This window comes from Pectinatus frisingensis, assembly GCF_015732285.1.
Taxonomy (GTDB): domain Bacteria; phylum Bacillota; class Negativicutes; order Selenomonadales; family Selenomonadaceae; genus Pectinatus; species Pectinatus frisingensis.
Genome location: NZ_WIQU01000065.1, coordinates 116,526 through 137,374 on the forward strand (window position 1 = coordinate 116,526; position 20,849 = coordinate 137,374).

A 20,849-nucleotide genomic window follows, 5' to 3' on the forward strand; every position below is an offset into this window, starting at 1 on the left:
GTGAAACATGCGATAAATTATTTATGGAATTTTATTCGAGAAAGGCAGTTTTTTTGTTGACAATTATTGCATGATGGTTTTTCAGGAGAAAAATTATCTGTTTGTGGAATTAGCCCAATTATTGCAGTAACTGATTTCCTTGGTATGAGCATCATGGAAGAAGTATGAGAAACATCGATGGCAGCAGCATTTGCCAGTTTTAGCATCTGGGGTTGGCAGCTTATATTCCAGTCACCATAACCGGGACTGAATCTCCATATACGTTTATATCCCATGGAGGTAATAAAAGGATCAATATTTTTTTCTAAATTGTCAGCAGTTTGTTCTACGGCAGTTGTGGCTGCGGCATCTAAAAGTAAAGCATGGGTGTATTTACCGGTTTGGAAGGTGGTTTCAATTATATGTTCTATGTTGCTGCCAATCGTAACAGCAAGAACAATAACCTTATTACAGTGGTTGAGATGCTGACGAATTTTATTGCCGTTTAGTGTAAAGGGGTTAGCTGACAATATGGTATAAGTAAGCGTGTCATAATCATATATTTCCCAGCTGCCGTGTGGCTCGGCCGTATAAAGCATTTCAGTACAAGCATCATGGATAGCTTTGCTGCTGAAATCGGCAGCTGCCAGTCCGGCATAGCGACGCGTTTGTGTTTCATCAATTTTTTTTAAGGGAGCGTTGTATATAGGCATAATATCACCTCACAGGCAGAAATTAGATTATTTATATATTATATAGTATAACAATTTTATGAAATATAATATATTTTAGCATGAAATATATTTTTTGGTAATGATATAAAAATTTTAGTATGATAATTGTTCGAATAAAGCAGGAAAGTAAATCTATATTGTGGAAATTGTTTCTATTACAATATAAACATGAAAGATTATTGATTATTGCATGTATTTATTTCATACGGCATTAATTGAGTACTGATCTGTAAAAATGCAGACTAATATGTTTGGGTTTTACTATTTGCATAGTAAATAATAAATGAGTATGAAGGTAACCTGCTGTAATAAACTATATGATATTTATGATAGGAGAGTGATTATATGGCTAAGATTATCGCTATAGCCAATCAAAAAGGCGGTGTTGGAAAAACAACAACGGCGGTAAATTTGAGTGCAGCAATTACCGGTCTGGATAAAAAGGTCATATTAGTTGATACTGATCCGCAGGGAAATGCTACAAGCGGATGTGGTATTGACAAGGGTCATATCAAACAATCATTGTATGATTTGTTGCTGCGTGATGCGGATGTTAATGATGCTATATTGTGTACTAGTGCGGGTAATTATCTTATACCAGCTATGATAGATTTGGCGGGGGCAGAGGTAGAATTGGTATCAATGTTTTCACGTGAAACACGTCTAAAAAAAATATTAAGTAAAATAAAAATGAAATGGGATTATATTTTAATTGATTGTCCACCGTCATTAGGATTGCTGACTATAAACGCCTTGGCAGCCGCAAATTCTGTCATTTTGCCATTGCAATGCGAATATTATGCGTTGGAGGGAATGACACAGATTTTGAACACGATAAATCTGGTTCAAAAAAATCTTAATGAAGAACTTTCGTTAGAAGGAATAGTATTGACCATGTATGATGCCAGAACTAATTTATCGGCACAAGTGGCTCAGCAAGTCCGAAGCCATTTTCCCAATAAATTGTACAATGCAGTAATTCCACGTAATGTGAGATTAAGTGAAGCACCTTCTTACGGTTGTTCAATAATTGAATATGATCCATTGTCAAAAGGTGCAGCGGCATACAAGTCATTAGCCAAAGAGGTGATAAAAAATGGTTAAAAAAACACATAATGGTTTGGGAAAAGGACTAGATGCACTTTTAAAAGATGTGAAGATTACTGATGATACAAGTATAAGACAGATAGCTGTCAGCAGGATTGTTCCTAATCCTTTTCAACCGCGTATGGATTTTGCTGACGCAGCTATTGAAGAATTGGCTCAGTCCATAAAGAAGCATGGTGTGCTGCAGCCAATTTTGGTGCGAAAACGAGAAAATATTTATCAAATTATAGCAGGTGAACGACGGTGGCGGGCTTGTAAGAAAAATAATATGGCGGAAATTCCGGCTATATTATGTGATTATAATGATAGTGAGACAGCACAGATAGCACTTATTGAAAATTTACAGCGAGAAAATCTTAATGCTATAGAAGAAGCAGCAGCTTATGGGCAATTGATTAAAGAAACAGGAATAAAACAAAGTGAGATAGCACAATATGTGGGGAAGAGCCGTAGTCATGTAGCTAATTTTTTGAGACTGTTGCAACTGCCGGAAATGGTGCAGCAGTTTATTAAAGAAGGGGCATTAAATATGGGGCAGGCAAAACCTCTTCTTTCGCTTAATACTGAAAAACTGCAAATAAAGGCAGCTGTATATATCATAGCTAAATCTTTGTCAGCGAGAAATGTAGAAATGCTGGTGAAAAAATTATTAAATAATCCCGAGTATCTTTCTCAAAAGTTGGTTAATAATATACAAGCGAAAGATGTTTTCATAAATGATACAGAGGATAAATTGACAGCATTTTTGGGAACTAAAGTCAATATAAGGAAAGGAAAGAAAAAAAGTAAAATAGAGATTGAATTTACTTCAGTAGAAGAACTTAATCAGATAATTGAGACATTATTGCCAGTGGAAAAAAAATATATACAGGAAAAAAATAATGGAGATTTTTTTGTTTAATCTTTGATAATAAAAATATTTTTATGGTATAATATGGCGTACTTATTAATAAATAATTGATATAAGGAATATTTCAAATGAATATATAAGTATACCTTATGTCATTGTGAGAGGATGAAGCAATAAATGATGTACGGGACAATAAATGGCCTGAATAATGAAATGCTATTATATATTATAATTGCAATGGCTGTATTGATTTTACTGGCATATGTGATCGCAGTGGTATTGGTGGTAAGAATCAACAATATGAAAAAAACATATAAACAAATGATGACGGGGAGTAATTCGGTTGATCTTGAAAAAATGCTGATGGAGCATATTGATAAAGTAGAAAAAGTAATGGAAGAAAATGCTGAGATAGAAGCGGACAATAGACATATTCATAATGTTTTAAAAACGGTTATACAAAAAGTTGGGATAGTAAGATTTTCAGCATTTAAGGATGTTGGGGGTGATTTGAGCTATGCAGTCGCTCTCTTGGATGAAACAAATACAGGGATAATATTGTCAAGTATATTCAGCCGCAGCAGCTCAAACACATACTTAAAGCCAATCGACAGAGGAAATTCTACATATAAGCTTTCTGACGAAGAACAGGAAGCTTTAAATAAGGCAATGATGTGTCATTAAATGAATAAGTGGCAGGGTCGGATATTTTGTCCGGCCTTATTTTTTTTTGCTGATTGGTTGAAAAATAAATACAAAATAATGGCGTAATATATGATATTGCATCACGAAGACGATTGCTGTTGAGGGATTTGCAGAAAATATTGAAGATTGTTTTATTAAAATGAATTTGTATTACTCCAGGAAGAAAGTATGCAGTATATAATTACAGTATGCTTGTAATATTGAAAATATAGTGATAAACTTATAATTAATAATATATATACTACTATTATAAGTAAGAGTAATGTATTATGGTTTTTACAAAAAACAGTATGCATCCGGGGTATGGTTAGTTTAACCATGAGTAATGCTTATTAAAGTCAGGCTTGTTTATTTTTAAAATGTTATTATCTGGATATGGGCTAATTTTGTTAATCGGTTTGGTGGGTGAAATTATATGTTATACTGCCCGGCCGATGAATTGAATTAATCAGTGAGGCGATGTTTATGTTAAAAAAAGCTGCGTTGAAGGCTGCGCTCAGCCATTGGAACAAGGGCGGATTTAGTGTTAGATTCTGGGATGGTGAAGAAAAAAGTTATGGTACGGAACCCCCAAAATTTACAATAATTTTTAGTCGGGAACCTAATTTGAAAGATGTTAAAAATATAAGCTCGGATTTAATATTGACATTAGGTGAAGCTTATATGGATGGTAGTATAGATTTTGAAGGTTCTATCGATGATGTTATTGCGGTGATGTTTCAAAATCAGGAACATGATATAAAAAAACATGCTATTGATGACTTACGGAAAAAGCTGTTTGCAGGAATTGAAGAACAGAAAAAAGAAAAGATTGAAGAACAAGAAAAGAAAAATATACACAGTCATTATGATATCGGCAATGACTTTTATTCTGAATGGCTGGATGAAACGATGTCCTACTCTTGCGCTTATTTTAAGCATACCACTGATACATTAAAGGATGCCCAATTAAATAAAATAGATCATTCTTTACAAAAACTATTGCTTAAAAAAGATGAAACATTATTGGATATTGGCTGTGGCTGGGGTTGGCTGGTGATTCGTGCGGCGCAAAAATACGGAGTAAAAGCTACAGGTATAACTTTGAGTGAAGAACAGTATATTGGTGCCACGGAAAGAATAAAGAAATTAGGGTTGTCAGACCGGGTAGAAATACTATTATTGAATTATATGGATTTAGATCCCAAAAAATATCAATTTGATAAAATAGTAAGCATTGGCATGTTTGAACATGTTGGAAAGGAATTTTTACCGTTATATCTGCATAAGGTCAACACATTATTGAAAAAACAGGGACTGTTTTTACTTCATTCCATAATGGGCTTTACTGAAGCACCGACAAATAGTTGGATGAAAAAATATATTTTCCCGGGCGGATATGTTCCGACAGTTCATGAAACAGTGGGATATTTCCCCGATTTTAATTTTTATTTACTTCATTTGGAAAGTTTGCGGCGTCATTATGCGCTTACGTTGGATGAATGGTATAAAAGGTTTATGGCTTGTAGGGATATTTTACCGGAAAAGTATGATGAAAAATTCAAACGAATGTGGAGACTGTATCTTTCCGGCTGTGCTGCTGCTTTTAGGACTGGAAATATTGATGTAGTGCAATTCCTTTTAAGTAAGGGTGTCAATAATACGTTGCCGATGACTAATAAATACATGTATGAAGAATAGAATGCTGCTTTGATCTATGATAGGCCATTATGATAAGAATTTATCATAATGGCCTTTTTTTTCAGTTGTTGCAAGATATTTTTATGGTTAAATTTAATTTTATTAAAAATATAGAGAAAATTTTTACCAAACTGTATAAATTATCCTCACTATCGGATATAATATATACAGAATCAATTGTTATTACGAAGGAGTTTTTGTTATTTTAAAATTATTTTCCGATGTAGAAAAACAAAAAAAAGAATTAGAAAATATATTATTATATGTGAGGACAGATGAAATTATTTATCGACAGAAAAATGAAATAAATTTGGCTAATAGGCTCAGGCTTTTAGAACAACAATTAAACTTAGCCATAAAAAATTTGGATGATGCATTGAAGATAAAATAATTTTATTTATAATGAATTTTACGGGTAATCATGTTTTTCGATATATTTATCATGAGTTGCAGCCTGTAGAAGGATTTTATTCATTAGCGAAGAATATACCTAACATTGAGTAAATGATTTAAGTGTATGGCATTAATTACACATACAAATAAATTCATTTAGTTTTATTAGTGAAACTTTTTATTGTGAGGAGGATTGGTGATGGCTGAATTTGCAAATCCCTTTAATGGGAATGTTAATCGTAAATTGACACAGGAGGAATTGGTACAGGCGGTTCGTTTGGATATTTCTTCGGAACTTGAGGCAATATATCTTTATGATGCCCATGTACAGGCTACAGACAATGAGGCAGCTAAAAAGATTCTTGCGGATATACGCGATGAAGAAAAAGCACATGTGGGTGAATTAATGACACTGCTGCGTATTCTTGATCCTCAAGAGGCAGATCATTTTGCATCCGGTGAGGCTGAAGTTAAGGAATTAATGGAAGAGCTTGCAAAAGAAAATGCACAGAAACCAGTTAGCCATGGTAATGAGGCAGAAACTACTATAGGCAGTTTGATAAAATGAGCAAGCTATTTTAAACAAAAAATTGGGAGGGATGTTTATATGGAATATTTGTCTAGAGATGCGGCAGCATTGAGTACTGAACTTTGGCAGCAAATAGATCAGACTGTTGTGGAAACAGCCAGCAGAATCTTAAACGGACGAAGATTTATTCCGGTTTTTGGACCACTGGGTATAGGAGTTACTGATATTGCTGTTGATGATGCAGATAAATTGGAAGAAGTTGCTAAAAATGGCGTAATGATGACTTCTGGTCGAAAATTAGTTGAACTTCCAACATTGTATGAAGATTTTACTTTATTGGCAAAAGACATGCAGTCTTCACTCCATGCGGGGTATCCCATTGATTTATCAAGGGTGATCAGTGCGGCGGAAGGCTGTGCATTAAAAGAAGACAGGCTTGTTTTCTTTGGTAATAGTGATTTTGCTATTGATGGATTATTTAGTGTCGCAGGGGCTAATACTATTAAAAAATCAGATTGGAAAACAGGTGAAAATGCTTTCAGTGATATATCTGGTGCCATTAATATATTGGTGGGAAAAGGTATATATGGAGCTTATTGTTTAGCATTAAGTCCCGATTTATATTTGCAGTTGCAACGGTTACAGCCAGGTACGGGAATGTTAGAGGCTGATCGGATAAAAAAATTATTGAATAAGAAAATATATGTTTCACCTGTCTTAGGTAGGGAAAAGGCTGTATTAGTCTGCGCCGACAGTCGTAATGTGGATTTGGTTGTCGGTCAGGATATGAAAACAGCTTATTTGGAACAAATCGACTTAAATCATAAATTCCGCATTCTGGAAACAATTCGTCTTAGAATAAAAAGGCCGCAGTCTATAGTCATTTTTCAGTAAGGGTATAAAATGAATTAGTATCAGTAAAAAGCATTTTATATATAAATTATGTATTTTTATGTATATGGAGGTATGATGAAGATGGAAAAGGTTGTTTTTTATCGTTGTGAAAAATGTGGTAATATAGTAGCTTTGATTAATAATGGCGGGGGTACGCTTTCTTGCTGTGGTCAGCCGATGACAAAGCTCAATCCCAATACGACCGATGCTGCCCAGGAAAAGCATGTTCCTGTAGTGACTAAAAAAGATGGGAAAATCGAAGTTGCGGTGGGAGCTACATTGCATCCGATGCAGCCGGAACATTATATTCAGTGGATTGCTTTGGCCGCTGATTCACGTGTGCGCATTCAATTTTTGCAGCCGGGCGAAGAACCTAAGGCTGAATTTTGTACTGCACAAAATGGTACTGTGTATGAATATTGCAATTTGCATGGATTATGGAAGACCGATTTCTAATTTTGTGGCAAAGTGTTGACACAGGAAAAGCTGCTTGTTATAATATGCACATATCAGCAATTTAATATTGCAGTACAGGACTGACGGATAATGTGGAATAGACCACATGGACTGTATTGTAGTTTAAGCCGACCGTCTGGGCAAGAGAATTATTATGCCTGGGCGGTTTTTTGCGTTCGGTAATAGTTCTCTTTGATATATCTTTTATTGAAAAAGGAGAAGAGATATTATGCGAAATCGTTGGCTTATTGCTTTAGCAGCAATTGGAATTCATATCTGTATTGGCAGTGTTTATGCTTGGAGTGTTTTAACGAAACCAATAATGCAGCAAATGGGATTATCCCTTAAGCAAACAACATGGGCGTTTTCTCTGGCAATTTTATTTTTGGGTTTGTCAGCGGGTTTCTTGGGAAGTTTTGTGGAAAAATATGGACCTAAAAAAAGTGGTTTGACGGCAATGATATTTTTCGTAAGTGGGATGTTTGGTACGGCCTTAGCAATTAAAATGAATAATTTATCATTGTTATATATTTTTTATGGAGTAATTGGCGGTGTTGGGTTAGGTATTGGCTATATAACTCCCGTCTCTACTTTAGTTAAGTATTTTCCCAATAATCGTGGATTTGCCACTGGACTGGCAATAATGGGGTTTGGTTTTGCCAGTCTTATTGCCGGGCCGTTAATGCAGTATCTTACGGCACAGTACGGATTAATCAATAATTTTTTGATATTAGGCTGCATATATATGATCATAATGGCAGTATCAGCTGCTTATTTGAAACCACCGGTAAATAATGTTTCCGAAAGCAGTTTGGCGGTTATAAGGGGCAGCCGGGGTATTTCCGCTAATGAAGCTTTAAAAACATGGCAGTTTGGAGCATTATGGTGGATATTTTTTATAAATATTACCTGCGGGATAGGCTTGCTGGCAGTAGCGTCACCAATGGCACAAGATGTAGTAAAAATGACACCTGCAGCTGCTGCTTCAATGGTGGGAATTATTGGGTTATTGAATGGACTGGGCAGAATTTTTTGGTCGACGCTTTCGGATTATTTGGGGCGCGGTTATACATATGTGGTGTTTTTTGCAATAGAAATAGTCGCGTTCTGGCAATTGGCACAGGTTAGCAGTATGATGGCTTTTGAGGCATTGATTTTTTTGATTATTACTTGTTATGGCGGAGGATTTTCTTGTATGCCGGCTTATTTGAGTGACATATTTGGTACCAGACAGCTTAGCGCTATTCATGGACGAATCTTAACGGCATGGGGAATAGCAGGGGTAGTAGGCCCATTTCTTGTATCTTGGCTGCGGGAATCCACTAATAGTTATTCAATAACGCTTTATTTCTTCTCAGTTTGTTTTATATTGAATCTCATTATTGCATTGGTATTGAAATATAAAGGGAAAAAATTGCAGTCAGGTAATTTAGCAAAAATCAAGGAAAAAATGATAAAAGCTTTGTAATAAATATTTGAGTAAGGGTGCTGCTCGGAACTTTGCGGGCAGCATTATTTATGATATTAAGTAATATTATAAAATAAGAGAGTATAGTATTTTGTTTAATATAATAGAATAATGGTATAATAATAGTCGGATTATTTGACGAATTTTTATGATAAAACTATCTGCGATAAATTAAGGATTAGGTGACATAAGTGAATATTATCGAATGTGACAAGGTCGCTTTTGTAAAAAATGGCAACACTATTTTGCAAAATGTATCTTTTGTAGTTGGTGAAGGAGATATAGTGGGGATTACCGGCCCATCCGGCTCAGGAAAATCATCACTCCTGCGTTTGGTAAATCTGTTGCAAAGTCCTACGAAAGGAAATATTTTTTATAAGGGGAAAAATATTTTAGATTATAATCCTATGCTGCTGCGGCGGGAAATCGGTTATGTACTACAAAAACCGTATATTTTTGCGGGAACAGTATATGAAAATCTGGTTTACTCGTATACTGTGAGAAATCTGCAGCCAGATAAGGCGGAGATGCTGGCTTTTATGGATAAAGTGAATCTCACGCCTGATTTTTTAGACAAAAAGCGTAATGAGATGTCAGGGGGAGAACAGCAAAGAGTGGCTTTTGTCAGATCTTTATTAGTAAAGCCGGAAGTGTTGCTGCTTGATGAGATAACAGCCGCATTGGATGAAGCAAATACGGAAATCTTGGAAAATTTTATTCGTCAACAGACTGAAACAAAAAATATTACAATTATTTTTATTACACATAATATCGAACAACTTAGGCGTTTAGCACAAAACGTAATTTGTATAAAAGATGGACAAATTGATTTTCAAGGTACAGCACAAAAATATTTTTCTTCCAGGGAGCAGTGAAATGAGTAATTGGGCATTGGCATTGACATATATATTGCCGACAATAGCGATAATTATTTCCTATCGAGAAAGACTGGGTTTGGAAAGAGATATTATAATTGGCAGTATAAGGGCTGTAATCCAGCTTTCAATAATAGGTCTTATTCTGAAGTTCATATTTAGTTTAGATAATGTTTTTATCACTAGTTTAATTTTATTGATAATGGTTTATAATGCTACTTTAGTGGCAGCTAAAAGAGGTGAAAAAATAGTTCATGCTAAAAGAATATCTTTCGTATCAATATTATTATCTCTTATAATTACGTTAGGAGCACTGATATTGGTAAAAGCTATTTCTTATACACCTGGTGAAGCCATACCGATAAGTGGTATGGTAGTCGGAAATTCAATGATTGCGTTAGGTGTTTTGTATAAAAATTTAGCTGACAGTTTTTTTGACAGACGTGACGAAGTTGAAGTTAAATTATGTTTAGGAGCAAAGCCACGTGAAGCAGCCAGGGGACTTATCAGAAATAGTATTAAATTGGCTATGGCACCAACGGTTGATTCAATGAAGACTATGGGAATAGTTCAGCTGCCGGGTATGATGACAGGGCTTATATTGGCAGGAACAGCACCAGAAATAGCTATTAAATATCAAATTATGGTAATGTTCATGATAACCGGTTCTGTTACTATAGCCGGATTTTCAGCCAGTTATTGGGCTTATCGCAGCTTTTTTAATGATAAAGCCCAATTGTACGATATATAATATATTTGATGAGGACGAACGTAATTATATAAATAAAGCGGACATCAAAAATTGAGTTTTTATTTTTGATGTCCGCTTTATTTATCAATAGATACTTGAATATTTTGTTAATCAAACATGTGAGAAAAAATTTTTCCCCGTAGACGTTTGACCTTTTCTTTTATATTATCAGTAGTTACAATATCACTTACAATAGCTATGGTTTTTGTCCCTGCTTGGATGATTTCGTCGATATTTTGTTCTTTTATTCCACCAATTGCTACCAAGGGCAATTGAGAATGCTTTATGGAGTAATTAAGATATGTCAAACCTACTGGTTCGGCATTGGGTTTAGTAGATGTGGAATGAATGGGACCGACACCGATATAGTCAATATATCTTTTTAATCCATTGGCATGCTCGAGTTGCTCAGAATTATGCGTTGATAAGCCGATTATTTTATCATTACCAAGTATTCTTCTGACAGTTCGTGCAGGTAAATCAGATTGGCCGATATGTACACCATCAGCATCAACAGCTAGTGCCAAATCAATAAAATCATCAATGATAAAAATACCACCGGCTTGTTTTATCATATCACGCAAGATGAGACATTCCTCATATCGCGAAAGTGCATCTTTTTCTTTTTCGCGATATTGAATGAATTTTATGCCTCCATCAAGCATTTCACGGACAACCTCAATATTATCACGGCCATTTGATAGATTTTCAGCAGTTATTCCGTAAATTCCTGTATTAAAGAAAGTTTCCATACCTGCTCTTAAATTCATATAAATATCCTCCTGGGTGACTTGATAGTATATGATGATAAATTGTATAATATTTTTATATTTCGCGTACAGGAGAAATATTCCTGCATATATTTTGATTTAATACAATCATTTCACGTTTATCGTGTTAATGATAAAAACGGTGAAATTTATTTGCAGAAAAATATATTCATTATTTATGCAGGCAGAATTAAAAAATACTGCTTTTGATCAATTGTGGTTAAATCAAGGTCTGCCAATCTTTATACACCGGCTGATAACCTTGCGCGTAAAGCATTTTAGCCATTTGCGGGATAGAACGTTCATCAGAAATTTTAAACTGTCCGCCATCATCCCCCTTTGTATGGCCACCTACAGCCACTGTAACGCCGCCGGATATTTTTGTTATGCCTATTTTAATAAGATTATCACGCATTTGTGGCTTTTCACGGGTTGAAAGTGTCAGCCCGGCCCTCGGCAGGAATATTCTCAGAGCCGTTATATATTGGACAAGGTCATGATCATTAACTAATGAGAGTGGTTTATAATCTGCTGAACAAGGACAAATTCTCGGTGTAGAAACAGCTATTTCTACTTCTTTGTATTTATGTTGGAGATAGTCGGCATGAATACCTGTAAAAAAGGCTTCTTCGCGCCATTCATTAAGTCCCAGTAACGCTCCAATATTTACATTTCTCATGCCGGCCCGACAGGCACGTTCCGGGGCATCAAGGCGAAATTCATAATTTGCCTTTGGCCCGCCTGGATGAAGTGATTGATAAACTTTTTTGTTATAGCATTCCTGAAACATGGTCATACCATCTACACCGGCTTGTACGGCACGATTATAATCGGCTTGGGAAAATGAATATACTTCAATGGCAATGCTGTCAAAATAATCATGCAGAACCTGTACAGCTTCCAGAATATAATCCACTGGACTGTATTTTTGTGATTCACCGGTCAATATCAATATGTTGCGTAAACCGGTTTGGGCAATATTGGCGGCTTCTATTTTTATTTCATCCATGTTTAAACAGCGGCGGCTAATGGTATTTTTGTGATTAAATCCACAATAAACGCAAAGATTATCGCAATAATCAGCAATGTACATTGGTGTGAATAGCTGCATGGTATAGCCAAAGTTTTTGATTGTTTCATAACGCGAACGCTGTGCCATTTCTTCCAAGCAATCTTGTGCCGCAGGAGATAATAGTACAAGAAAATCTTTGCGTGTTAGATGCTCCTTGGACAATGTCTGCTGTACAGTCTGCGGTGTGACATGGGCAAAAAAATCTTTAAAATCAAGATGATTGTAAAATTGTTTTTCTGCTAAAAAATTTTCGGAAGACATTTTAATTTGCCTCCTTACGTAGAAAACCAGTAAGCGGTGATGAAGCACTTGCTCTTATGGATGATGTGCGTCCCATACCGGCAAGAAAAGCAATCCTTCCAGCTTTAACGGCTAAAGAGAAAGCGGCTGCCATTTGCTGGGGGGCATTTGCAGTGGCAACAGCCGTATTAGTTAAAATAGCGGCGGCGCCCAATTCCATGCATTCAGCAGCTTCAGATGGTTTGCCGATACCGGCATCCACAATTATAGGAAGATCGATTTCGTCAATGATTATTTTTAGTAATTCTTTGGTACGCAGCCCTCGATTTGAACCGATCGGAGCGGCTAACGGCATTATGGCAGCTGCCCCTGCGTCAGCTAAATGTTTGGCGGTCATTAAATCAGGACTGATATAAGGTAGCACAGTGAATCCTTCTTTAACCAGTAGTTGAGTTGCTTTGAGTGTTTCTTGGTTATCTGGCAGAAGATAGCGGTTATCAGCGATAACTTCAATTTTTATCCAGTCACCGCAGCCCATGGCTTTAGATAAATGGGCAATGCGAATAGCCTCATCGGCAGTTCTGGCACCGGAGGTATTTGGCATTAAAATAACATCATCAGGAATATAATCGAGGATGTTTTCTGATTGGGAATGTTCATTGGCACGTCTTAATGCTACTGTTACCACCGCTGCATCACCGGCGTGGATGATAGCAGGCATTTTTTTGTTATTGGGAAATTTTCCTGTACCAATGAGCAATCTGCTTTTAAGAATTTTTTTCCCGATTATTAGTTTATCATCATTCATCATTTGAATCATTTTGAACCGCCCCCCATAAAAGTTACGATTTCCAGAGTGTCATTTTCTTTGAAAAATGTTGTAGACCAAGCTGTTTTATCTACGATCATTTCGTTAAGTTCAACGACGGCACGTCCATTACTGAGTTTGCGCTCCTGCATTATAGTGAGAATAGTGGTCTTGTCAGTAACTGATGTAGATTTGCCATTAATTAATATTTGCAAAATGATAAATCTCCCTTTTAAATTTAGAATAAAAAAACGCCTATCCTGATAAGGATAGACGCATACTTGTTAGTAAGTCGAAAAGCTCCCTCCGCAGGCATTATCCCGATCAGGTAAAAGGTCAGGTACTAACAGTCCTTTCTCAGCCACTTGCATAGAGGCTCCCTTGCTGATATTCTATTAGGATCATTGTAAAGCGATTAAATGGTTTTGTCAAATACTTATACTGGAGAATTAAAAAATAATAGGAATTTTTGCTATTATTTTATTGATAAACTTCATTATTTTAGGGATAATTGCAATATGTTTTTATAAATTTAAATAAAAAAATAAATTTTTATAGAAAATATTAAATATAAGTATTGACCTTTATAAACCTCTATGATATTATAATGCCAAAGATAGTTCGATTGAGGCAATGCAGCCGAAAAATACTAATTAATTAAGTGTTTTTCGGCTTTTTTTATGCAAAGTATACTAAGGAGGAGTTTTAATGAAAGTAAAAAAAATCATGGCGGCATTAGCTGTATCAGCACTTGCCGTGGTAATGCTGGCCGGCTGCGGCAGTACGGAAAAAGAGTCGGCATCAAGTACTGAATCATCGGCAGATAAAGTTTATACAATTGCCTGTGATGCTAAGTATGCACCGTTTTCAATGGAAGTTGATGGAAAATATAAAGGCATTGATGTTGAGCTATTAGATGCAATTGCTAAAGAAGAAGGTTTTAAATATAATTTAAAACCAATGGATTTCAGCGGAATTATTCCGGGACTTGTATCAGGACAGCTTGATGGTGCTATAGCAGGTATCACAATTACTGATGAACGCAAAAAAACAGTGGATTTTTCTGATCCTTATATCAAATCAGGTTCATCTATAGTAGTAAACAAGGATAATACAAGTATTAATAAATTAGCTGATATAACAGGTAAAACGGTAGCCGTAAAAAAAGGTACCACTGGGGCTAAGTTTGTTGAAGATAACAAGGATAAATACAATTTAAATATAACTTACTATGATGATTCACCAGGAATGATGATGGCAGTTGCTAATGGTAATGCAGACTTTTTATTGGAAGATTATCCGGTCATTTCTTATCAGATAAAAATAGGTGAACAAGCCAAGCTTCGTGTCGCAGTTGAAGATGTTAATGATAATCCACCACAGTACGGTTTTGCAGTTAAAAAGGGAAGCAATGCTGATTTACTTAAAATGTTTAATGAAGGATTAAAGAAGATCAAGGACAATGGGACATATGATAAAATTATAAAACAATATCAGTAAAACATAGTAAATAAATAGTGAAATCCGGCGGATGGAGGAATCCATCCGCTGCTTTTTACTTATGAGGGATAAAATATGAATGACTATTTTTCTTTATTAATTGAATGTTTACCATCCTTACTTGCTGGCCTTAAAATTACGATGATAATGGCTGGTGCTTCACTTATTTTAGCATTTATCGTTGGCTTGATTTTGGCGATATTTGCATTGTCAAAAATAAAAATATTGGAAATTTTTTATACGGCCTATGTTTATATAGTGAGAGGCATACCAGTAATGATCTTTGGGTTGTTTTTGTTTTTTGGCGTAGGCGCATTGCTCAATATAAAGTTTGATCCGCTGCTGGCCAGTATTATTACTTTGACAATTAATGCCAGTGCATATTTGGCAGAGATTTTCCGCGGTGGGATAAAGGCTGTTGATATAGGGCAAATTGAAGCAGCCAGGAGTTTGGGACTTGGCTATTTCCGTACTATGGCCTTAGTAGTTATTCCACAGGCTGTAAAAATAATGATTCCGCCAATAATAAATCAGTTTATTACTACGCTCAAGGATACTTCAATCCTTTCGGTTATCAGCGTACGTGAATTGACAATGAATTCACAGATAATAATTGCCCGCAATTATCGTCCTTTTGAGGTTTATTCCTATGCTGCTGTTATGTATCTGATAGTAATAGTTCTTTTGTCAATTTTGGCCAAATATGTGGAAAGGAGTCTGCAGCATGGAAAAAATAATTGAAGTAAAAAATTTGTTTAAATCTTATGGAGATTTATCAGTGTTGAAGGATATTTCCTTTTCGGTGGAAAAGGGAGAAGTGCTGTGTATTATCGGACCTTCCGGTTCGGGTAAAAGTACATTGCTGCGCTGCCTGAATCGCTTGGAAGAGATACAGTCTGGTGACATAGAAATATTTGGGACAAATCTTACTAAAGTAAAAAATATAAATAAGTTTAGGGAAAAAATTGGCATGGTATTTCAGTTATTTAATCTTTTTCCCAATTATAATGTCGAAAAAAATATAATACTGGCTCCGGTTCAGCTGGGAATTTTAAATAAACATCAGGCAGCCGAAAAAGTAGGAGAACTGCTTCAAAAAGTCGGTCTGGAGGAAAAGAGAAATGTTTATCCTGATACTTTGTCCGGTGGGCAAAAACAGCGTATCGCCATTGCTCGTGCATTAGCGATGAATCCCAGTATAATGTTGTTTGATGAACCAACGTCGGCGCTTGATCCGGAAATGGTCGGAGAAGTTTTAAAAGTAATGCGTTCTTTGGCAGAATCAGGTATGACAATGGTAGTTGTTACACATGAGATGAATTTTGCCAGAGAAGTTGCCAATCGGGTAATATTTATGGCAGATGGTTATATTGTGGAGGAAAATAAACCGGATAAAATATTTACAAATCCGGACAATGAAAGAACACAGGCATTTTTAAGCTCGGTATTAAAACCGTTGGATAGCTGATATGGTTATTGTTTGTCCGGTTAAAGAATATGAAATCGCCAAATGAATTATACGTAATTATTGCTGATGAATATGGGGCGGTTATGTGTTACAATATAGCAATGTATTATTTGTTTTAAAGGAGAATCATATTTTATGAATGACCGGTTAAAAGGATTTTTGCTCATTATTATGGGAACAGTATTATGGGGTGCTGCCGGTGTAGTGGTACAGTATTTACTGCAAGAAAAAATGTTTGCAGCGGGCTGGCTGACAATAATCAGACTTATTTGCGGTGGGGCAGTTTTGCTGACGGTCGATAAGATGATTTATCATAGTCAGCTTTCGTCTATATGGTGGAGCCCATATAAAAAGGATATAATTATTTTTAGTGCATTTGGAATGCTAATGACACAATATACATATATTTGTGCTATTAGCTATAGTAATGCGGCTACGGCAACAATTTTGCAGTATCTTATGCCTATAGTTGTTTTATTGTATGTTTTAATAGTCGAACGGCGCAGGCCGATGATAAGAGAAAGTTTATGTCTGATTATGGCACTAGTGGGAACTTTTTTATTGGTTACGAAGGGAACTTTTAGTCGTTTAGCGATTTCGCAAACTGCACTGTTTTGGGGATTGATTTCAGCTTTTGCGGCTGCCATATATACGCTGCAGCCAAGAAAAATGCTGCAAAAGTACCACTCTTCATTGGTTGTTGGCTGGGGAATGTTCATAGGAGGAGTATTGCTGTCATTTTTTCAGTCACCATTCGCCTTTCAGGGGATTTTTGATTTTAAGGCGGCTGCAGGGGTGTTGTTTGTTGTAATTTGTGGTACGGTGATATCTTTTTGGTCATATATAGAAAGTACTAAATATTTATATCCCACAGAGGTCGCCGCGATGGCATCTATTGAGCCTTTTTCTTCTGTGGTATTGTCGGTTATATTTATGAATGTGATTTTTGGCTGGCCGGAAATAATTGGCAGTATATTGATTGTTGGTACAGTATTTATATTAGCACAAAAATAATATTATAATAATTTTGATAAAATAAATCCAGAAAAAAGACATTTTGTTTTAATTTATTGTCTTTTTTCTGGATTTATTTTATTTTTTAATGTAAAATCATATATTAATATAAACTTATAGATTAAGTGAATTGGCAGGGTGAATAATTATGAAGCATGTGCTTTCAGTTCTAGTGAATAATCAGCCAGGTGTGTTGTTACGTGTAGTCGGTATGTTTTCACGACGTTCGTTTAATATCGATAGTTTATCGGTAGGAGTTACACAGCCAAATAAGTATTCAAGGATTACAATTTTTTTCCAGGGAGAATCCTACATTGTTGATCAGATCATCAAACAGTTGGGCAAAATTCCTGATGTGGCAGCAGTACAATTACATAATCCTGAAACAGCTGTGTATCGGGGAATGACACTCATAAAAATAAGGGCTAATGATACTAATCGGCTGGATGTATTAAAAATAGCCGAACTATTTCGTGCCCATGTAATTGATGTACAAAAAACAACGTTGATTTTTGAAATAACCGGACAGGACGAAAAAGTATCGGCATTGCTGCAATTGTTGACACCGTATGGGATTTTAGAGGTGATACGGACCGGACAAGTAGCATTAGAACGGGGAGAAAAGACTATTTTTAACTGTGCAGGGAAAACAGCCTTTTACAGCAAAAATTTGCTTTAATCAGGTTAATAATAATGTATTAAAAATATTGAGGTAGATATATATGGAAGGATCAGCAGCAATTATTAAATGTCTTAAAGAGAATAATGTAGATACAGTATTTGGATATCCGGGCGGGATGATATTACCGCTTTTTGATGCTTTGGGACGTGACGAAAGTATTAAATTTATTTTATCTACACATGAACAATCAGCAGCTCATGCAGCTGATGGATACGCACGGGCCAGTGGTCTGCCAGGAGTATGTATAGCAACGTCGGGCCCGGGTGCAACTAATTTAGTAACGGGAATTGCTACGGCATTTATGGATTCGGTTCCTATGATAATAATAACCGGACAGGTAGACAGCGATTTACTGGGGAAAGATTCATTTCAGGAAACAGATATCTTTGGTATAACGATGCCGATTACAAAATATAGTTTTCGTCTTAGGAAGGCAGATGAACTAGTCGTTGTATTGAGAAAAGCATTTGAATTGGCCAATGCAGGACGCAAAGGCCCGGTATTAGTGGATATTCCTAAAAATTTATTTTTTTGCGATGTGCCATATCCAAAATATAATTTACAAAAACGGGAAACAGACCGGCCGGATGCCGATTTTCTGATCTGTGCGGCAGAGGCACAAAAGAAGATATTGCAGTCACATAAACCTATTATAATAGCAGGCGGTGGTGTAATATTTGGACAGGCGTCTGATGAATTGAGAAAATTTGCCGAAAAATATAATCTGCCGGTAGTGGTGACATTAATGGGAATAGGATCATTCCCTGCTGATCATGAATTATACATGGGATTTGCCGGTTTGCACGGCAGAAAATCAGCTAATTGTGCAGTGGCTGAAGCTGATTTAGTAATTGCGATAGGCAGTCGTTTTGGTGATCGGCAGACAGGAAATATTACTGAGTATGTAAATGACAAACATTTTATTCATATAGATATTGATCCTGCTGAAATAGATAAGAATGTACACAGTAGTATCGGACTAGCCGGGGATATTAAAATTATATTAGCATTGCTGATGCAGCAAAAAGCAGTGGATGATTTGGCAAAATGGTGGAATAGGTTGAATGAGCTGCGGAAAGAAGATGACTTTGAATATACAGGAGCATACGATGTTCCAAATGTAATGCATCATATTTCACAAACAATAAATAGGGGAGATTATGCGGTAGTTACCGATGTTGGACAGCATCAGATGTGGGCAGCGCAGCATATTGAAAGATTCAAACCGCGTACCTGGTTTACATCTGGTGGACTGGGTACTATGGGATTTGGTCTGCCGGCAGCTGTGGGAATTCAGATTTACTATAAACATGATAGGCGTGTTATACATATTGCAGGCGATGGTGGTATAAAGATGACTGGTAGTGAGTACTACACAATTGCAGCATTAAATTTACCAATAATATCAGTTATTATTAATAATGAATCACTTGGTATGATTCGTCAACTGCAAAAAGTGTTTTATGGTACGAGATATTTTTCCAGTGAATTCAAATACAGAATGAATTACGCCGAGTATGTTAATAGCTTTGGAATTGATACTTATGATGTTCATAGTATGGATGAATTCGTTGAAGCGTTAAGTAATGCAATATCTGAGAATAGGCCGAAGGCAATAATTGTCAATATTGATAAAGAGTTTGTTGAACCAATGACGAAAATGGATTGTGGAATAAATACATTTATTAAATTTTAACAAATGTATTTATGTAAAATTTATTATAGATTAATATTGACAAAATTGATTTTGAAGTGTATCCTGTATACAATGTTCTCTTGTAACATTGTAAATCAAAGATTGGCAACTGTAGTGCCGATCAAAATTTGGGAGATGTTTTATTTATGGCAAAGGTTTATTATGATCAGGATGTTAATTGGGGTTCAGTAAGTGACAAGAAAGTTGCCATTATTGGATACGGTAGTCAAGGCCATGCACATGCTTTGAATTTAAAGGAAAGTGGTATTGATGTAACCGTAGGACTCTATAAAGGCAGTAAATCCGTGCAGAAAGCCAAGAATGCAGGACTTAAAGTGGCAGAAGTCGCTGATGCTGTCAAAGGTGCGGATATTACTATGATTCTTATTCCTGATGAAATCCAAGCCGAAATATATAAAACCCAGATTGGACCTAATCTAAAACCAGGTAGTGCTCTTGCTTTTGCCCATGGTTTTAACATTCACTTTCAGCAGATAAAACCCCCGGCAGATGTAGATGTATTTATGGTTGCACCGAAAGGACCGGGACATCTCGTTCGTCGTACATTTGTTGAAGGCGGTGGTGTACCGGATATTTTTGCAGTCTATCAGGATGCCAGTGGTAAAGCTTGGGATATAGCACTTGCTTATGCACGCGGTATTGGCGGAACCAGAGCTGGTGTGATCAAAACGACTTTTCAGGAAGAAACTGAAACAGATCTTTTTGGAGAACAAGCTGTGCTATGCGGCGGTATTACCCATCTGATAACAGCCGGTTTTGAAACTTTAGTCAAAGCAGGTTATCAGCCGGAAATAGCATATTTTGAATGTTTTCATGAAATGAAACTTATAGTAGATTTAATGTATGAAGGCGGTATGGCAAATATGCGTCAGTCAATCAGTGACACTGCAGAATATGGCGATTATACAGCAGGTCCCCGCTTAATTACCGATAAAACTAAAAAGGAAATGGAAAATATCTTGACTGACATACAAGATGGCAGCTTTGCTACTAAATGGCTTTCGGAAAATAAAGCAGGACGGGCACAGTTTTATGCAATGCGCCGCAGACATGCAGAACATCAAATTGAGAAAGTCGGTGTTAAACTTCGTAAGATGATGTCATGGCTGGGCAAAAAGCAAGAAGATTAATAGTTTAACGATAGATATATTTAGGAG

Annotated in this window: 22 protein-coding genes and 2 riboswitches; of the genes, 17 read left to right on the plus strand and 5 right to left on the minus strand. The window is 36.1% G+C overall.

Annotation, left to right across the window (positions count from 1 at the left end; genetic code table 11):
- Positions 1 to 17: 17 nt before the first annotated feature.
- Positions 18 to 692: a methionine synthase gene (locus I6751_RS12260; RefSeq protein ID WP_196590893.1), complete on the minus strand. Its 675-nt coding sequence runs from the start codon at positions 690 to 692 to the stop codon at positions 18 to 20.
- Between the two features lie 366 nt (positions 693 to 1,058).
- Here I6751_RS12260 and I6751_RS12265 point away from each other — a divergent pair, with 366 nt between their 5' ends.
- The 10 genes from I6751_RS12265 to I6751_RS12310 all read left to right on the plus strand — a co-directional run bounded on the left by I6751_RS12265 (position 1,059) and on the right by I6751_RS12310 (position 10,421).
- Positions 1,059 to 1,817, plus strand: coding sequence for a ParA family protein (locus I6751_RS12265; protein WP_196590892.1), 759 nt, complete (start codon positions 1,059 to 1,061; stop codon positions 1,815 to 1,817).
- A complete protein-coding gene (locus I6751_RS12270) occupies positions 1,810 to 2,721 on the plus strand; it encodes a ParB/RepB/Spo0J family partition protein (protein WP_182187388.1) in 912 nt (303 codons plus the stop codon). The genes I6751_RS12265 and I6751_RS12270 overlap by 8 nt, the downstream gene beginning before the upstream one ends.
- Positions 2,722 to 2,847: 126 nt before the next feature.
- Complete coding sequence (locus tag I6751_RS12275; RefSeq protein WP_182187387.1) at positions 2,848 to 3,354, plus strand: DUF4446 family protein; 507 nt, start codon at positions 2,848 to 2,850, stop codon at positions 3,352 to 3,354.
- A 486-nt stretch (positions 3,355 to 3,840) separates the two neighbouring features.
- Positions 3,841 to 5,055 (plus strand): SAM-dependent methyltransferase, encoded by a 1,215-nt coding sequence (locus I6751_RS12280; RefSeq protein WP_196590891.1) that lies wholly within the window; start codon positions 3,841 to 3,843, stop codon positions 5,053 to 5,055.
- 592 nt (positions 5,056 to 5,647) lie between these two features.
- Positions 5,648 to 6,016, plus strand: a complete 369-nt coding sequence (locus I6751_RS12285; RefSeq protein ID WP_182187385.1) for a ferritin family protein — start codon at positions 5,648 to 5,650, stop codon at positions 6,014 to 6,016.
- Positions 6,017 to 6,055: 39 nt separating this feature from the next.
- On the plus strand, positions 6,056 to 6,871 hold the full coding sequence (locus tag I6751_RS12290; RefSeq protein ID WP_182187384.1) for a family 1 encapsulin nanocompartment shell protein: 816 nt from the start codon (positions 6,056 to 6,058) through the stop codon (positions 6,869 to 6,871).
- Positions 6,872 to 6,952: 81 nt separating this feature from the next.
- Positions 6,953 to 7,327 carry a desulfoferrodoxin gene (locus tag I6751_RS12295; RefSeq protein WP_196590890.1) on the plus strand — a complete coding sequence of 125 codons (375 nt, stop codon included), beginning with the start codon at positions 6,953 to 6,955 and terminating at the stop codon, positions 7,325 to 7,327.
- Positions 7,328 to 7,393: 66 nt separating this feature from the next.
- Positions 7,394 to 7,476, plus strand: a riboswitch (ZMP/ZTP riboswitch).
- 80 nt (positions 7,477 to 7,556) lie between these two features.
- Positions 7,557 to 8,795, plus strand: a complete 1,239-nt coding sequence (locus I6751_RS12300) for an L-lactate MFS transporter (RefSeq protein ID WP_196590889.1) — start codon at positions 7,557 to 7,559, stop codon at positions 8,793 to 8,795.
- Between the two features lie 191 nt (positions 8,796 to 8,986).
- Positions 8,987 to 9,670: an ABC transporter ATP-binding protein gene (locus I6751_RS12305; protein WP_196590888.1), complete on the plus strand. Its 684-nt coding sequence runs from the start codon at positions 8,987 to 8,989 to the stop codon at positions 9,668 to 9,670.
- A gap of 1 nt (position 9,671) precedes the next feature.
- On the plus strand, positions 9,672 to 10,421 hold the full coding sequence (locus tag I6751_RS12310) for an ABC transporter permease (RefSeq protein ID WP_196590887.1): 750 nt from the start codon (positions 9,672 to 9,674) through the stop codon (positions 10,419 to 10,421).
- 107 nt (positions 10,422 to 10,528) lie between these two features.
- Here I6751_RS12310 and thiE read toward each other — a convergent pair whose 3' ends face one another.
- From thiE to thiS, 4 genes are all read right to left on the minus strand, one after another.
- On the minus strand, positions 10,529 to 11,191 hold the full coding sequence (gene thiE / locus I6751_RS12315) for a thiamine phosphate synthase (protein WP_196590886.1): 663 nt from the start codon (positions 11,189 to 11,191) through the stop codon (positions 10,529 to 10,531).
- A 220-nt stretch (positions 11,192 to 11,411) separates the two neighbouring features.
- The gene (thiH, locus tag I6751_RS12320) at positions 11,412 to 12,524 is read right to left on the minus strand and encodes a 2-iminoacetate synthase ThiH (protein ID WP_196590885.1); all 1,113 of its coding nucleotides are present in this window, start codon (positions 12,522 to 12,524) and stop codon (positions 11,412 to 11,414) included.
- Position 12,525: 1 nt separating this feature from the next.
- A complete protein-coding gene (locus tag I6751_RS12325) occupies positions 12,526 to 13,323 on the minus strand; it encodes a thiazole synthase (RefSeq protein WP_414153172.1) in 798 nt (265 codons plus the stop codon).
- A complete protein-coding gene (thiS, locus tag I6751_RS12330; protein ID WP_182187377.1) occupies positions 13,320 to 13,526 on the minus strand; it encodes a sulfur carrier protein ThiS in 207 nt (68 codons plus the stop codon). Before thiS ends, I6751_RS12325 begins: the two co-directional genes overlap by 4 nt.
- Before the next feature lie 69 nt (positions 13,527 to 13,595).
- Positions 13,596 to 13,704: riboswitch (TPP riboswitch) on the minus strand.
- 315 nt (positions 13,705 to 14,019) lie between these two features.
- On the opposite strand from thiS, the gene I6751_RS12335 reads away from it, so the two are divergent.
- The 7 genes from I6751_RS12335 to ilvC all read left to right on the plus strand — a co-directional run bounded on the left by I6751_RS12335 (position 14,020) and on the right by ilvC (position 20,822).
- Positions 14,020 to 14,811, plus strand: a complete 792-nt coding sequence (locus tag I6751_RS12335) for a transporter substrate-binding domain-containing protein (RefSeq protein WP_182187375.1) — start codon at positions 14,020 to 14,022, stop codon at positions 14,809 to 14,811.
- A 75-nt stretch (positions 14,812 to 14,886) separates the two neighbouring features.
- The gene (locus I6751_RS12340) at positions 14,887 to 15,552 is read left to right on the plus strand and encodes an amino acid ABC transporter permease (RefSeq protein WP_196590884.1); all 666 of its coding nucleotides are present in this window, start codon (positions 14,887 to 14,889) and stop codon (positions 15,550 to 15,552) included.
- A complete protein-coding gene (locus tag I6751_RS12345; protein ID WP_182188768.1) occupies positions 15,545 to 16,279 on the plus strand; it encodes an amino acid ABC transporter ATP-binding protein in 735 nt (244 codons plus the stop codon). The genes I6751_RS12340 and I6751_RS12345 overlap by 8 nt, the downstream gene beginning before the upstream one ends.
- A 135-nt stretch (positions 16,280 to 16,414) precedes the next feature.
- Positions 16,415 to 17,293 carry a DMT family transporter gene (locus I6751_RS12350; protein ID WP_182187371.1) on the plus strand — a complete coding sequence of 293 codons (879 nt, stop codon included), beginning with the start codon at positions 16,415 to 16,417 and terminating at the stop codon, positions 17,291 to 17,293.
- Between the two features lie 148 nt (positions 17,294 to 17,441).
- A complete protein-coding gene (gene ilvN / locus I6751_RS12355) occupies positions 17,442 to 17,972 on the plus strand; it encodes an acetolactate synthase small subunit (RefSeq protein ID WP_196590882.1) in 531 nt (176 codons plus the stop codon).
- A gap of 43 nt (positions 17,973 to 18,015) precedes the next feature.
- Entirely contained in the window at positions 18,016 to 19,671 is a 1,656-nt protein-coding gene (ilvB, locus tag I6751_RS12360; protein ID WP_196590881.1) for a biosynthetic-type acetolactate synthase large subunit, read from the plus strand.
- A 146-nt stretch (positions 19,672 to 19,817) separates the two neighbouring features.
- Complete coding sequence (gene ilvC / locus I6751_RS12365; protein WP_182187365.1) at positions 19,818 to 20,822, plus strand: ketol-acid reductoisomerase; 1,005 nt, start codon at positions 19,818 to 19,820, stop codon at positions 20,820 to 20,822.
- Positions 20,823 to 20,849 lie beyond the last annotated feature (27 nt).